The sequence below is a fragment of the Sphingomonas sp. Leaf257 genome (assembly GCF_001422185.1).
Lineage (GTDB): Bacteria > Pseudomonadota > Alphaproteobacteria > Sphingomonadales > Sphingomonadaceae > Sphingomonas > Sphingomonas yabuuchiae.
The window spans coordinates 1-12,998 of record NZ_LMMH01000018.1 but is presented as its reverse complement, the minus strand read 5'-3'; the positions used below and the strand labels follow the sequence as shown (position 1 = coordinate 12,998).

General features: G+C 63.0%; 14 protein-coding genes and 2 pseudogenes. 7 read left to right on the top strand and 9 right to left on the bottom strand.

The window, feature by feature from the left end:
• Positions 1-149: 149 nt before the first annotated feature.
• Positions 150-1,661 carry an IS21 family transposase gene (gene istA, locus ASF14_RS10745; protein ID WP_078462179.1) on the bottom strand — a complete coding sequence of 504 codons (1,512 nt, stop codon included), beginning with the start codon at positions 1,659-1,661 and terminating at the stop codon, positions 150-152.
• A gap of 154 nt (positions 1,662-1,815) precedes the next feature.
• On the opposite strand from istA, the gene ASF14_RS10740 reads away from it, so the two are divergent.
• Together ASF14_RS10740 and ASF14_RS10735 are read left to right on the top strand one after the other, a co-directional pair.
• The gene (locus ASF14_RS10740; RefSeq protein WP_139330526.1) at positions 1,816-2,091 is read left to right on the top strand and encodes a hypothetical protein; all 276 of its coding nucleotides are present in this window, start codon (positions 1,816-1,818) and stop codon (positions 2,089-2,091) included.
• Position 2,092: 1 nt separating this feature from the next.
• A complete protein-coding gene (locus ASF14_RS10735) occupies positions 2,093-2,359 on the top strand; it encodes a hypothetical protein (protein WP_056434794.1) in 267 nt (88 codons plus the stop codon).
• A gap of 464 nt (positions 2,360-2,823) precedes the next feature.
• Here ASF14_RS10735 and ASF14_RS10730 read toward each other — a convergent pair whose 3' ends face one another.
• Positions 2,824-3,399, bottom strand: coding sequence for a hypothetical protein (locus tag ASF14_RS10730; RefSeq protein WP_076711957.1), 576 nt, complete (start codon positions 3,397-3,399; stop codon positions 2,824-2,826).
• 10 nt (positions 3,400-3,409) lie between these two features.
• Positions 3,410-3,691 (bottom strand): hypothetical protein, encoded by a 282-nt coding sequence (locus ASF14_RS22035; protein WP_056434792.1) that lies wholly within the window; start codon positions 3,689-3,691, stop codon positions 3,410-3,412.
• 75 nt (positions 3,692-3,766) lie between these two features.
• Between ASF14_RS22035 and ASF14_RS22030 the strand changes: the two genes are divergently transcribed.
• Positions 3,767-4,015: a helix-turn-helix domain-containing protein gene (locus tag ASF14_RS22030; RefSeq protein WP_201780575.1), complete on the top strand. Its 249-nt coding sequence runs from the start codon at positions 3,767-3,769 to the stop codon at positions 4,013-4,015.
• Between the two features lie 695 nt (positions 4,016-4,710).
• Here ASF14_RS22030 and ASF14_RS10715 read toward each other — a convergent pair.
• The 5 genes and pseudogenes from ASF14_RS10715 to ASF14_RS10700 all read right to left on the bottom strand — a co-directional run bounded on the left by ASF14_RS10715 (position 4,711) and on the right by ASF14_RS10700 (position 8,477).
• Positions 4,711-5,664, bottom strand: a complete 954-nt coding sequence (locus tag ASF14_RS10715; RefSeq protein WP_056434791.1) for a replication initiator protein A — start codon at positions 5,662-5,664, stop codon at positions 4,711-4,713.
• Positions 5,661-5,996, bottom strand: a complete 336-nt coding sequence (locus ASF14_RS10710) for a hypothetical protein (protein WP_236697021.1) — start codon at positions 5,994-5,996, stop codon at positions 5,661-5,663. Before ASF14_RS10710 ends, ASF14_RS10715 begins: the two co-directional genes overlap by 4 nt.
• Positions 5,993-6,646, bottom strand: a complete 654-nt coding sequence (locus tag ASF14_RS10705) for a ParA family protein (RefSeq protein WP_056434790.1) — start codon at positions 6,644-6,646, stop codon at positions 5,993-5,995. The genes ASF14_RS10710 and ASF14_RS10705 overlap by 4 nt, the downstream gene beginning before the upstream one ends.
• Before the next feature lie 153 nt (positions 6,647-6,799).
• Positions 6,800-6,947 (bottom strand): annotated as a pseudogene (locus ASF14_RS22545) (transcription elongation protein SprT); the annotation flags it as partial.
• A gap of 702 nt (positions 6,948-7,649) precedes the next feature.
• Entirely contained in the window at positions 7,650-8,477 is an 828-nt protein-coding gene (locus tag ASF14_RS10700) for an IS5 family transposase (RefSeq protein ID WP_076712056.1), read from the bottom strand.
• Positions 8,478-8,520: 43 nt separating this feature from the next.
• On the opposite strand from ASF14_RS10700, the gene ASF14_RS20830 reads away from it, so the two are divergent.
• The 4 genes from ASF14_RS20830 to ASF14_RS10680 all read left to right on the top strand — a co-directional run bounded on the left by ASF14_RS20830 (position 8,521) and on the right by ASF14_RS10680 (position 12,563).
• Complete coding sequence (locus tag ASF14_RS20830) at positions 8,521-9,450, top strand: acyltransferase family protein (RefSeq protein ID WP_083748343.1); 930 nt, start codon at positions 8,521-8,523, stop codon at positions 9,448-9,450.
• Between the two features lie 78 nt (positions 9,451-9,528).
• Positions 9,529-10,812, top strand: a complete 1,284-nt coding sequence (locus ASF14_RS10690; RefSeq protein ID WP_010408731.1) for a glycoside hydrolase family 130 protein — start codon at positions 9,529-9,531, stop codon at positions 10,810-10,812.
• Between the two features lie 411 nt (positions 10,813-11,223).
• Positions 11,224-11,445 carry a hypothetical protein gene (locus tag ASF14_RS10685; protein ID WP_010408734.1) on the top strand — a complete coding sequence of 74 codons (222 nt, stop codon included), beginning with the start codon at positions 11,224-11,226 and terminating at the stop codon, positions 11,443-11,445.
• Between the two features lie 197 nt (positions 11,446-11,642).
• Entirely contained in the window at positions 11,643-12,563 is a 921-nt protein-coding gene (locus ASF14_RS10680) for an NAD(P)/FAD-dependent oxidoreductase (protein WP_010408736.1), read from the top strand.
• Here ASF14_RS10680 and ASF14_RS10675 read toward each other — a convergent pair.
• Positions 12,560-12,898, bottom strand: a pseudogene (locus ASF14_RS10675) (integrase core domain-containing protein); the annotation flags it as partial. The gene ASF14_RS10680 and the pseudogene ASF14_RS10675 overlap by 4 nt on opposite strands.
• Positions 12,899-12,998: the final 100 nt, after the last annotated feature.

The following is a 12,998-nucleotide window of genomic DNA, read 5'->3' as shown; positions in this document are numbered from 1 at the left end:
AGGCTGCATGGCGGTGCGTCGCCTCGGCACGCAGCAGGTCGGTCAGGACCTCCATGGTCGTGCGCTTGCGCTGGAGACCGGTAGTGACCGCCTCGTCGAAGGCGCCAGCCATGCCCTTCAGCCCCAACTCGGCCATGGCCGTCATCATCTCATGCCGCTGCATGGAGACCTCGCAGGCTGTCATAGCGGTTGCAGTCGGCACGGGGCGGATGGCGCAGCGCCAGATCTTCTGGCGTGACAATAGTCAGCGGTCGCGGCGGTTCGCGCCGGCGGGCCAGGATGTTGACGATGACGTCGTCGCTGGCGACGCCGGCCAGCAATGCTTCGCGCACGGCCACTTCTACCGCCTCCAGCCCGTCGTCGAGCACCGCTGCCAGCACCCGCACGAACCGCCGGTCGGCATCGTCGCCGGTGCCAAGCTTGCGCCGCAGTCGTGCCAGCGCAGGCGGCAACTCCCAGCCCTGGAACGGTGCGCCGTTGCGCAGGGCACCCGGCTTGGTCACCAGCACCGGCAGATAGTGCCACGGGTCGTAGATGGTCCGGTCGCGGCCGAAGAACCGGGGATGGTCGGCGACGACTTCACCGTCGCAGCGCACGACGATGCGGTCGGCATAGGCGCGGACCTGGACGGCACGTCGCACCACCCTGGCAGAAACGGAATAGCGGTTGCGGTCGAAGCTGATGAGGCATGTGCCGCTTACCGCATGCTCGCTCTCGTGGAAGCCGTCGAAGGGTGCGACAACAGGCTGGAGCACCGCCCGTTCTGCTGCCCATGCCTGGGCGACTGTCAGCTCCTTCTGCTCGGGATGCTGGTGCAACTCTGCCCAGCGCCGACACTCCGCCTCCAGCCAGCCGTTCAACTCCTCGAGGCCGGTAAATCGCAGGCGCGGCTGGAAGAAGCGACCGCGTGCGGTCTGCACCTGGTTCTCGACCTGACCTTTCTCCCAGCCCGACGCCGGCGAGCAGGCGGTCGGCTCGACCATGTAATGGTTGGCCATGACCAGGAAGCGACGGTTGAAGACCCGCTCCTTGCCGGTGAACACGCTCGTCACCGCCGTCTTCATGTTGTCGTAGATGCCGCGCGTCGGCACGCCTCCGAAGAAAGCAAACGCCCGTGCATGCGCGTCGAACAGCATCTCCTGTGTCTCGCGGGGATAGGCCCGCACATACATTGCCCGCGACGCGCACAGCCGGACATGCGCGACCTTCACGCGCATCGGCTTGCCCGAGATCTCGACGTCCTCGTGGCTCCAGTCGAACTGGTAAGCCTCGCCCGGCCGGAACAGCAGCGGGATGAACGCCGGCGCATTCATCACGTCGCGACGCTGCGCCTGCCGCCAGCGCGCCGCATAACGGCGAACCGCGTCGTACGAGCCATCGAACCCCTCGCGTAGCAGCAGGTCGTGGATGCGCGTGAGGCGCAGCTTCTCGCGCCGCGGCCGTGCCTCATCTTCCTCCAGCAACGCATCCAGTCGCGCCTGAAACGGCCCCAGCTTCGGCAGCGGCTGCACCTCTCGCCGATAACCCATGTCCGCTTCCGGCGCCCGGATCGCCTTGCGCACCACCTTGCGCGACAGGTGCAGGTCCCGCGCTATCGCCTTGATGGCCTTGCCCGACGCGTGCTCGCGCCGGATCCTCAACACCGTCTCCAATACCAGCATCCCGATCTCGCCGCCTGACACACCGCCAAGCGAACAGCCTAGAACACCAGGATGAGGGGTCCCTTTTCGACGCCGATCACCCCGCTAACGGGGTCCCTTTTCCACGCCGATCCACAGCTGGGAGCTGGGCGGGGCCGAGCCGCCGGTGGTTCTGATGGCGAAGCTCCGGCGCGACTACGATGTCGATCCCGAATGGGTGATCCTGGGCGAGGATACCATTCCTCGAAGCTACTACGGCCCGGTCGACTGGGACAGGCTCGATCGCCTGCGCGCCGACGTGGACGCCGTCTGCAGGGACGTAGGGCTGAAGCTGCCTGACGAACGCAGCCAAGCGCTCGCGCGCGTGATATACGACGGAGGAGCGGACGCGGGTGCTGCCAACCGCAAGCAGCTGCGCGGTACGCTGCTCGCCTTGTCGCTGGGGGACTGAGATGGGCAGATCCAGAGATGAACAGCTGGCGGCCTGGACGGCCGAGACGCGGCGGGTCGGGTTCAAGCGGCGCAACTGGCCGGTCGTGCGCCGACTGGCAGCGCTGTGCACTGGACTGCTGCTGGCAGGTCTGGCGGCCCGTCTGCTGGGCTATGCCCCTGCCCTCGCGGCTGCCTGCTGGATCGCCGCAGCTGTCACCAGCGCGGTCATGCTGATCTGGTTCTTCGACCCGCGCCGCTTCCGCGCACGGCCGTCCGGCAGGTCCTGACCGCACGGAAGCAGACGCGAGCATCCGGGCTCGACATCGGCTGCTGCTGGCACACCGGCCTTGTCCATGACGCCCGACGAGAGATGAGCCTGTGCTCCCAGGGGAAGCAGCGCACGGGTCGGTTGCTTGCGACCCTCATGTCGCTGCGCAGCCGGTGGATCACGGCCACCGTAGCGCTGTAGCACCCTTGTAGCACGTCACGAGGTAGCTTTCGCGAAACCCGCAGCACGGCCGATATCCTGCTACATCAATGATAAATCACGATCTTATTCTCTGAACACGGCCGCTATCCATAGCGTGGTGTGTGCTCCTTCACTGCGCGATCCGGACGCTGTGGTATCGATGCCGTGGTGCTTCGGTATTCATTCCGGCTTCCAGCGGGGCATCCGGGCCGGCGTGTCAGCCGGCCAGCAAGCGAACTATCATTCTACCCGGACCGCCTACTCGGCGGTACGCCAGCGGGTTCAGCGCGGGATCCGGAACATATCGCCTGCCACCGGCGCTGCCGCTGCCAGAATCTTCTCAGCGGCACGACGCTCGCGCGCTTGGGCGCGTCGCTCTTCGGCAATCCGGGGATCGCTGGCTTCCGCCTCCAAACCAGAGGTAGGGTCCGGTGCCTCCATCACCCGGATCCCTTTGCCACGTTGGGCCACGTCCTTGCGCCTGGCGCGCTCCTGCTGGACCGCGCTGGTCATGTCGGATCTCAGAAGGACGTAATCGGGTTCGTACCGATGCTGGCGCATCAGCTCAGCGAGCGCGTGAACGGCGAGGTCGTCACCGACCGCGGCATGAACCGCGCGCAGCCAGCGCGGCGAGGCGTAGCGATGCCGCAAGGTCCAGAGCCCTCGCCCCATCTCGGTCACGAACAGGGCCACCCAGAGGACGAGCATACCCCGTCCGGCGACGACCGGTCTGGCGCCGATCGCCTTGGCGATACCGATCGTCACGATCAGCATCGGCAGGAAGACCACGACGCTGATCGCATAAGGGACGACGTTCAGCTGGCTCACCTCCCATCGTGCGATCAGCCGGTCAGCCACCGGGACGCGCTCAGTCACGCCAGGGATCATGGCTGCTGGCCGACCAGCTGTCGTGATGCTGGAAATGGTCATGAGCACCGCTGTCCCAGCGATCGTGGCGCTGCCAGTCGGACTCGTAATCGTGCGACCGGGTAGAACCGTAGGGATTGCCGGCGACGTCGGGGGTCCCCGTTCCCGCGATGGTCGGCAATCCGGTCGCCGGATTGATGTCCGTGCCGTGGTTGCCGATCCCCAGACGGTCCGGGAGCGTCCAGTCTTCGAACCAGGTAGCGATGCGCTCGAACAGTCTCATGTCAGCACTCCCGATCGGAAGCCTGGACGATATACGCTTTCCGCATATCCCTCAAGCCGGTCTAAATGCTTCTGGGTGCCCGCCTTCTCTGTTCCATCAGACCTGCACGCCCGCATCGTCGCTGCGCTGACCGTGGCACGGCGGGACGCCAGGCTTCGTCAGGTCGACCTCGCGAAGCGGCTCGGATGGCAGCAGGCCTATGTATCGCGTTACGAAACCGGCGAGCGCCAGTTGAGCGTGGATGAATATGTGGCGGTCGCCTTGGCGATTGGGGTCGATCCGGTGGCATTGCTCGGCGAGCTTCTCTCTCAAAACTGCTCGTAATCACAGCTCAGGAACGCCCATCGAGGCCTGCCCAGGCGCATCTGCCGGCGATACCCCCCACCCGATTAACGTCGCGAACATCTGTTACGATGCCGAACGCGAGTTCGCTGGCCTCTACGATCCAGCGCGATCGCACACACCGATGAAACCGACGATCGGTTCGGGGTATCTCCCTGCCCTACCCTTTCAATGAGCGTGACGCCGACACATACACACCGCGGGATCGGCTTGGCTTCTCCCGGAAGCCTGCGGCCGTTAGGCCGCTTCTGTGACGGCGAATAGCCGGCACGTAACAAAAGCGCATTGCTCTTGGGCAATTCCGCTCCGAATCTCCTTTTCGCCTCTTTGATCCATGCTGTGGGGTTAAGTGATTCTGTTAAATAGGAATTGTTAAGAAGGTTAAGGGGTCCAAAAACCGGAATCTTTCTCGCATTTTCAGTAGCCTACGGGAATGCCTGGTGGGCGAAACCCCGTGATTCGGTGGGTGAAACCCCGATAGTGCGGTGGGTAAAACCCCGAAGTAATGGTGGGTGAAACCCCGAGTCAGACGCCCCGGAAACCGCGTACTCGGATCGGTTATCCATGGGCTGAGGGGTTGTTTGCCATCGGAAGCGGCGTGCCAGCGACTGCTGCAAGACTGTGCCGGGTGGGTAAAACCCCGATAGTCGGGTCAGCGGTGGGTGAAACCCCGATAGTCAGCGTCGCCCGGCGAGCTGGTCCATCCGGGCATCCACCTCCGCGGTGCGCCGGCGATCGGCGTCAAAGCGCGCACGCCGCTCCTCCTCCGCCCGCATCTTCTCTGTCAGCGCCAGCGCCTCGGCCTCACCGCGGCGTCTGAACTGGACGGCCGGACTCCTGTCGGTCGTCTCCGCCAGCTCCATCGCATAGTCGGGGAGCTGATCGGCCTCGATCACGCGCCGGAGCATCCGGTTAAACTCCTTGGGCTGGGCGTCGCTGCCGGTCTTGTCGCGCAACACCTCGACCCGGCACAACCACCCACCCTGCTGCGAGCCGACATGCTTGCGCGCGATGCGATACAGCGCCCGCTCTAGCCCCCCAGACAGGAGGAAATAGTCGGGGTGCATAGTCAGCAGCGACTTCTCGTTGACGATGCCCTCGTAAACCCAGTCGGATAGGGTCAGCGTCATCCCACGCGGCTGTTCGGTGTCGGCGTCGGTATCGAACGTCCAGCTATCAAGCCAGTTGAAGCCCGCCTTCTGCCTGCGCTTCGTCGCCCGGATCGACGTCGTGATGGATGTGGTCTGAAGCCGGAGCAGCGCGGCTTGCAGCTCCTGATAGTCCCTGCCCCCGGTGCTGCGCTTGATTGCCCGCAACAGGTCGTAAGGCGTCGTCGTCAGCGTACGCGGCAGGTCGTTCAAGCCCTGCTGCTTCATGCGGTTCAGCGTGGACGCCGCCCAAATCAGGATATCGGCGTCCCAGATCGTCGCCATGCCATAGTCGGGGATCGCCTGGACGCGCACCCATGCCTCGCCATCCAGGCTTTTATACTCGATCGGCTTCAATCGTTTGCGCTTCTGAAGCGAGAAGAATGGTCGCTCCATGACCTCGCGTTGGTCGCGGAGCGGTAGGTCGCCCAGCGCAGGGATGAACAGGTCAAACTCGGGGTTGGGATTGCGCCGCTTGCTCATGGCGCGAACCTGGTGTGCCCCCGCTTGACCAGATACTGGCGGAGCAGGCGTTCGGTGATGACGGTAAGCGGTTCCCCGCCCTCCTCGACGCTGAGTTGACGCAACGCACGGTGCATGTCTTCGGGAATATGGATCAGCACCGGCTTCTTGCCGGGATGGCTGCTGCGCTTGGCCGGCGCTGCCGACGTCGGCGTGCCGGCGTCACGACGCGGTCGACGTGCGGGTGCAGACTGCTGAGGCATGGGGACAGGCTCGACGGCGGGCGCCGGTGCCCGTTCTTCGGGCTGGTCATCGAAGATGCCGGCCAGCGCGGAAGGTTTTCTTGCCATCATGCCATCTCGCTTACTTGCTTAGTCGCATAGCCGCTTAGTCGCTTAGCCTCTTCATAGGCGCTTCGCAGTTCTGCTGCCGCTTTGCTGTCCGGCTCCGTCTCAGTCGCTGTCCGACCAAGGGGCGTCGCCTTGTAATAGTCCTTGCGGAAATGGAGGCGGCTGTCGAACAGCGTCACGCCCTTTGCCGCAAAACCGGCGTGAGCCTCCTGACCCTCCCCGCCCTGGTGTGGCACTTGGGTCAGGATGACCGCGAATGGCGTGCCCGCCTGCTGGACCTGCTTCACGGTCTGCAACACCGAATGAACGTCTAGCCCGCGCGGCGCGACAGGGATGATGACGAAATCCGCCTGCTCGGCCGCGAGCATGGCGATGTCTTTCGAGTTCGCCGGCGTGTCGATGATGATGAGGTCGATCTTACCGCTGCTTCGCCCGCGCGAGACGTGGAGCGGCAGGCCGGCGACGCTGCTGTCCTTCACCATCACGTCGTCCATGTCGCGACGTTCCGACCAGTAGAGCGCCGACCCTTGCCGATCGTCAGCATCGAGGATCACGACGGACGCCCCCTCGCGCGCTGCCTCGACGGCGAAGCCGGTAGAGAGGGTCGTCTTGGATTGACCGCCCTTCTGCGCGATCACGGCCCATACCTGCATGACTGCTACTCCCACTAAGCGGCTAAGCGACTTATGCCGCTTAGCCGCTTAGTAGTAAAGCCAATTAGTCGCTTAGCCACCGTCGCCCATTCGGCGTCTTGAGCAAATGGTGACGCATCGGCCCATGATCGATGACGGGCAAAGCGGCGTGCCGAAATGCCTGTCGCCGCTGCACCGATTGTCCAGCACGCGCCGATCGCCTCGCCCTTGGCACCGCGACTGATGAAGCCGATCGCGCCGCGCATTTGGGAGGGCAGGGGAGCATCCAGCGCCTCGAACAGTGGGCCATGCCGGTCGCCATCCGGTTCGGTCAGCTCTCGCGATTGTCCTGTTCCATAATCCTCTCCTGGCAAATCGCTCTTGGGCGATGGCCAAAGCCATCGGCCCTGCCTCGTGGCGAACAGCGGGCGGTGAGGGGACAGCGGGCATCTGCCGGGATGGTGCGGGCGCAGCGCAGCGAGCCACAGCTCGGCTGATTGCCGTTGCTGGGAGGGGGAGTCATGCCCACTTCCCTCATAAAAGCGACGTTACAGGCTCGCTGGCGTCGTTAGGACGCGTGCGCGCGCCGCGCGAGTGATCGTCACCTGCTAGGAATGAGCCGCCGATCGGCGGCTCGATCGAAGCGCAGTGGAGATGGAGCGCGGTCCTACACGGGACGCGGGACGCGCCGACACTATTCCATGCGGCTAAGCTGCTAAGCTGCTAAGCTGCTAAGCTGCTAAGCGGCTAAGCGGCTAAGCTAGGCCGGCTTCCATTGAGATGGTGTTTTGAAATCCTTTCATTCAAAAATTGGCAGTCAAGTTCGTTCCTGACGGCTCAGCCAGTCTGTGCTGGTTGGACCTGTGTTGCGGGCTGTGGAGGATCAATCCGCTTTAACTCATAAAGCGTCGCCGCTGCTGTAGCCATAATTGCCTGAAAGCGAACCTGCCACTCGCCGTATAGCCATGGCTTATTTTCAAAGTCCTCAATAGCTACTATTTGCTCCGCAACCTTAGAGCCCGACTCATAATTCGAGTTTTGCGATACGGCGTGTCATGCGCCTGATGGAAGCGATGATGAGCCAGGCTTCGGCGGAGGCGACGGACGCCTCCCAATCTTTGGCGAGACGCCGACATCGGTTGAGCCATGCGATGGTGCGCTCGACGACCCAGCGCCGGGGCAGGACGACGAAGCGGTGGGCATCGGAACGCCGGACGATCTCGATGGCGAGGTGGTCGATATGCGCGATAGCGGCGGCCAGTTTCTGCCCGGCATAGCCGCCATCGGCGAAGAAACGGCTCAGGGACGGATAGGCGTCGCGACAGCGTTCGATGAGGTCCGGTGCGCCGTCGCGGTCCTGGATGTCAGCGGAGAGCACCAGTCCGTCGAGGAGGTTGCCGGCCGTGTCGGTCGCGATATGGCGCTTGCGGCCCTTGATCTTCTTGCCGGCATCATAGCCGCGCGGCCCACCCGCTTCGGTGGTCTTGACCGACTGGCTGTCGATGATGCCCGCAGTCGGTTCTGCCTCGCGCCCTTCGGCAATCCGTACTCCGGCTACCAGCACCGCGTTGATCGCATCGAGCAGGCCGCTGTCGCGCATCCGGTAGAAATGGTACTGCACGGTCGTGAACGGGGGAAAGTCCCGGGGCAGTTGCGCCCACTGGCATCCCGTCGCGGCAAGGTACTGGATCGCGTTCCACAGATCCCGTGCCCGGTGCAGGCGCGGGCGGCCCACCTTCGTCGTTCGAGCCAGCAGCGGCGCAATGATCGCCCATTCCGCATCGGTGCAGTCGCTTGTGTAACGCAGCCTACTTCTGTCATGCTCGCGACGAGCGGTTTCGGTCCAGCCCATGTGCTCTCCAAGGTCTTCGCAAAACCCGGTGAATCACAACTGACTGAAATCGCTCAACCTAATTTTCGGTCGGGTTCTAAGGCTTCAAGACGGAATGGGTGGCAGAGCGTTCATCGTCACTCGGCTGATACGCCTTTACCCATTCTATATCCTGGCCCTGGCGCTGGGCACCGTTGAATTAGCATACTATTATCGAAACGATCATCTCGCAGCAGAGATAATACTGTCCAGCGTCTTCAACTTCGTGATGTTGCCATCGCCGCCTGTGGGCATCCCCTACCAACCGCTGTTTCCTGCCAACTTCGTAGCCTGGACTCTTTCATTCGAGCTGTTCGCGAACGCTGCTTACGGCTTTGGTTTTGGGGTTCTAACTCACAAACGACTGGGAGTGATCGTTGGTATATCGGGTTTGATGCTTTTGGCATTGGCGCTCGTTCGCGGCAATCTCAATGGAGGAGCATATTGGCCTGATGCTCATCTTGCCGCAATCAGGGTCACCTTTTCATTCTTTGTCGGAGTTTTGATTCATCGCGCGCGGGAGACAGGAAAACTAGCACCGCTATTTTCCGTGAAATTACCCCAAATCATCATCATCGCAATCACGGTCGGTGCCCTTGGTTCACCCATATCACCTGTTTTGCGGGGGTTATTCGATGCGGCCTGCGTGCTGCTCGTCTTTCCACTGATTGTAGCCGCTTCGATTGGACGCAACCCTGTACCAAGCCGAGGAATGTGCGCTTTCCTCGGGGAAATTTCTTATCCCATCTATGTCTTGCAAATCCCCGTCTTCACGATTGGGGTAATGGGCCTGCCCAAACTTCTACCAGGTCTGCCGCAATTACCCGCTCCCTGGTCCGGGATTCTCCTGCTGGCTGCACTCTGCACCGCGTCCTGGTTCATGGCCACGCGCATCGATATCCCGCTGAGGCGCCGGTTGAACGCTGCGGTACTGCGGCATCTCCAACCTGGGTAGAGGCTTAATGATTCCACGAGGATCCGCTTTGATGGCCAAGCCCGCCCATTCACATACCGCAATTCGAGAAAGCCAGACATGATCCAGCGCGCTAAGCTCCGTTTTCCTCATGTGACGCTACGGCCCGACCCGTCGCGTACCCTGGTCAGGCCGTTTGAGCCCGGCTATCCGCGAGGTTTCGACGCTGGCACGACCCGCACTCAGGAAACGGTCAATCTGATCCTGTCGCTCGGCGAGGCGGAGCTGACCCGTCAGCTGGAGGGCGTCACCGCGTCCCTGGATGAGAACCACCGCGACGTCGACACGATGCTGCGGCGGCGTTTTGACGAGGTCGCCGATCACTTCGACGGCGCCGATCGCTGCGACGATGCGCGACGCCGACTGATCGGAGCCTATTTCAGTCAGGAATACGCCTATGAGAGCGCGGCGTTGTTCAATCCCAGCGCCGTGCTGCATCCCGACCAAAGCGACGTTGGCGATGGCGAGGTTCGGTTTATCCTCTCGCTGCGCGGGATCGGCGAGGGCCATCTGTCTTCAGTTACCTTCCGTACGGGGCGGTGGAAGCCGGGCGGCACGCTGGTTGTGGACGATCCCAGCTCGGTGTCGATGCAGCCCATTATCGAGCGTGCCGATACAGACGACCTCGCCCGGCTTCGGTATGACGGCAGCGAGACCTTGTCGGAAACTGTGCTGTTTCCCGTGCTGCCTAGCCAACGCCAGGGGATCGAGGATCTCAGGCTGGTCCGCTTTGACGAAGGCGACGGCACATTCGCCTACCATGGTACATACACTGCGTTCAGCGGCGCGGAGGCGCGATCGGAGCTGCTGACCACGACCGACTTCAGAACGTTCGAGATGCGCGCGCTTACCGGCGATGCCTCATTGGGCAAGGGGATGGCGCTTTTTCCCCGTCGGATCGATGGCCTGTTCGCGATGCTCGGTCGCCAGGACAACAAGAACATCTGGCTACTGAGATCGGACGACATCCTCCACTGGGGCGGTGGCGCCAAGCTGATCGAGCCGCGGTATCCGTGGGAGTTTGTCCAGATGGGCAATTGCGGCTCACCGATCGAGGTGGACGAGGGCTGGCTCGTCTTGACGCACGGGGTTGGCACGGTGCGCAACTACTGCATCGGCGCCTGCCTGCTCGACAAAAACGACCCCTCGAAGCTTTTGGCGCGGACGCCTCGCCCGGTTCTGGCTCCCAGCCCTAAACAGCGCGACGGCTATGTTCCTAATGTCGTCTACAGCTGCGGCGCGCTCGTCGTCGGCCGCGATCTACTGCTCCCCTACGCAGTGGCGGACAGCTTCACCGCGTTCGCGACCACGACGGTCGACGATCTGCTCGCAGTGATGGAGTGATTGGGCGGCGTGCCTTGAGGGATTTCACCGCCGATTGCGTATTTAATAATATGAGCGGTTCTGGTGCGCCTGGTCAGTCGGTGGTTCCGGCCAGCGCCTGGATCCGCAGCAGCGTTTGAGGCGGTGCATGCGCCTTGCAGCCTTGGCGACTATCGTGATCCAGGCCCAAGCGATGGAGGCTTTCGCATGTCACCGCAGATTCTGAAGCTTTCGGCACTTTCCGGACTCGCAGCGGCGCTCGGCGGGTGCGCGACCTATGGGCCGCCCAGCCGTAACATCGCCTATTTCGCAGTGCCGTGTAATACGCCGGGAGCTTTCGTAGCGCAGCCCTTGTCAGCGCCGGACGCGCCTCCAGCCACGCCCGGTCCCGGGGGACCCGGCGGCCCAGCCGCGCAAAATGTGCAAGCTTGCATGATCGCGGTGCCCGCCCAAAATTTGGCATATAATGCGCGCTATCGGGGGGGCGGGGGCTATTACGATCCCTATTATGGCTATCCCGGCTATGGGTCGCCCTTCTATGGTTCGATTGGGATCGGCTTCGGACTTCACGGCGGTGGTTATGGACACGGTGGCAGCTTTGGCCATCGCGGCGGCTTCGGTCATGGTGGGGGCGGCGGTCATGGCGGCCACTGACGCGCCGATCTGTTCGAGCTTGTTCGTACGGGAAGCGTAGCCGCAGCGACACCATCCGACTTTGCTTGGATGACGACTGCCGGGCGTATTCGGGACAGGAATCATCCTACGCGACACCCGGCGTGTGAGGGACGAACGCCGTGCGCACGTAAATGTGAATAGAGCGCGCGCTAGAGCCGGCTTGGGAGAATGGCTTTATGCGTACAGCAGCTGACACGTCGACGTCGCAGGAAAACGTGGATTGCATCATCATCGGCGGTGGCCCCGCCGGACTGACGGCCGCGACCTATCTCGGGCGCTTTCTACGCAACTGTGTCGTCATCGACGCGGGAGCGGGGCGTGCGAGTTCGATTCCGCGGTCACACAATTTGCCGGGCTTTCCAGACGGGATTGGTGGTGCTGATCTGCTATCGCGGATGAAACGGCAAGCACAGGCTTACGGCGCGACGATCGAGCAGGGCAAGGTGGTTCGCCTGGCGATCGTCGAGGACGGGTTCTCCGTCGCGACGGAAACGACAAGCTGGCAAGGCCGTACCGTGATCTTGGCGACCGGCGTCCGAAATCACCGGCCTTCAATGCCTCAGGCGTCGCACGATGCTGCATTGGCGCGCGGCCTGATCCGCTATTGCCCGGTGTGCGACGCTTACGAAGCGAAGGGCGCCAATATCGCTGTGCTGGGCTGTGACGATCATGGTGCTGCCGAGGCCGAGTTCCTCCGCCCCTATGGCGCGCGGGTGACGCTGCTGGCGCAGCGCTCGCCCGAACTCTCCTGGCCGGATGAGGCGCGGCTTATTAGGCTCGGTGTCGACGTCATCAAGGAAGCGGTGAACCAGATATCGATCGAAGGCGATCAGATCGCGGTTCGACTGGCAGATGGGCGTCGCCTCTCGTTTGATACCCTGTATCCGGCACTTGGCTCCTCGCCGCATACGCAACTCGTCGCCGGGATCGGCGTGAAGCTTGGCGAAGGCGGCTGCGTTGTCACCGACGCCCATCAACAGACCTCGGTTAGCGGTTTGTACGCGGCTGGCGATGTCGTCGAAAGTCTCGATCAGATCAGCGTTGCAATGGGTCAGGCCGTGAGCAGCCCCCACCGGGTGGTCCGGGTAGATAGTTAGTGCATTGTCGTCTCCGCCGCCATTGCCGGTCGGAGGTGGAGCGAAGCGGAACCGGAGGCCGGCAATGGCGGTGTCGCCGCTTCCGGGGCGGGTGGTCGATAGCCGAGGCTGCTGTGCGGTCGGACAGTGTTGTAGTGACGCCGCCACGCCTCGATCAGCACCCTGGCTTCAGCGAGGGTGTAGAAGATCTCGCCGTTCAGCAGCTCATCCCGCAGCGAGCCGTTGAAGCTCTCGTTGTAGCCGTTCTCCCATGGCGAGCCCGGGGCGATGTAGAGCGTCTTCACGCCGATCTGCCTGAGCCAGGTCTGGACGGCGGCGGCGATGAACTCGCTGCCATAGCACATTGGGAAGCGCTGGTTCGGGGGCCGCTATGGCCCTGATGAAGGCAAGGCCGCGAAGCGGCCGCAGGCTTCATCAGGGCAAGCCATGGTCGGT

Coding starts and splice junctions, on each gene's coding strand:
- istA (WP_078462179.1), bottom strand. CDS start 1,661: ATGCTGGTATTGGAGACGGTGTTGAGGATCCGGCGCGAGCACGCGTCG.
- ASF14_RS10740 (WP_139330526.1), top strand. CDS start 1,816: ATGGCGAAGCTCCGGCGCGACTACGATGTCGATCCCGAATGGGTGATC.
- ASF14_RS10735 (WP_056434794.1), top strand. CDS start 2,093: ATGGGCAGATCCAGAGATGAACAGCTGGCGGCCTGGACGGCCGAGACG.
- ASF14_RS22035 (WP_056434792.1), bottom strand. CDS start 3,691: ATGAGACTGTTCGAGCGCATCGCTACCTGGTTCGAAGACTGGACGCTC.
- ASF14_RS10715 (WP_056434791.1), bottom strand. CDS start 5,664: ATGAGCAAGCGGCGCAATCCCAACCCCGAGTTTGACCTGTTCATCCCT.
- ASF14_RS10710 (WP_236697021.1), bottom strand. CDS start 5,996: ATGATGGCAAGAAAACCTTCCGCGCTGGCCGGCATCTTCGATGACCAG.
- ASF14_RS10705 (WP_056434790.1), bottom strand. CDS start 6,646: ATGCAGGTATGGGCCGTGATCGCGCAGAAGGGCGGTCAATCCAAGACG.
- ASF14_RS10700 (WP_076712056.1), bottom strand. CDS start 8,477: ATGGGCTGGACCGAAACCGCTCGTCGCGAGCATGACAGAAGTAGGCTG.
- ASF14_RS10690 (WP_010408731.1), top strand. CDS start 9,529: ATGATCCAGCGCGCTAAGCTCCGTTTTCCTCATGTGACGCTACGGCCC.
- ASF14_RS10685 (WP_010408734.1), top strand. CDS start 11,224: ATGATCGCGGTGCCCGCCCAAAATTTGGCATATAATGCGCGCTATCGG.
- ASF14_RS10680 (WP_010408736.1), top strand. CDS start 11,643: ATGCGTACAGCAGCTGACACGTCGACGTCGCAGGAAAACGTGGATTGC.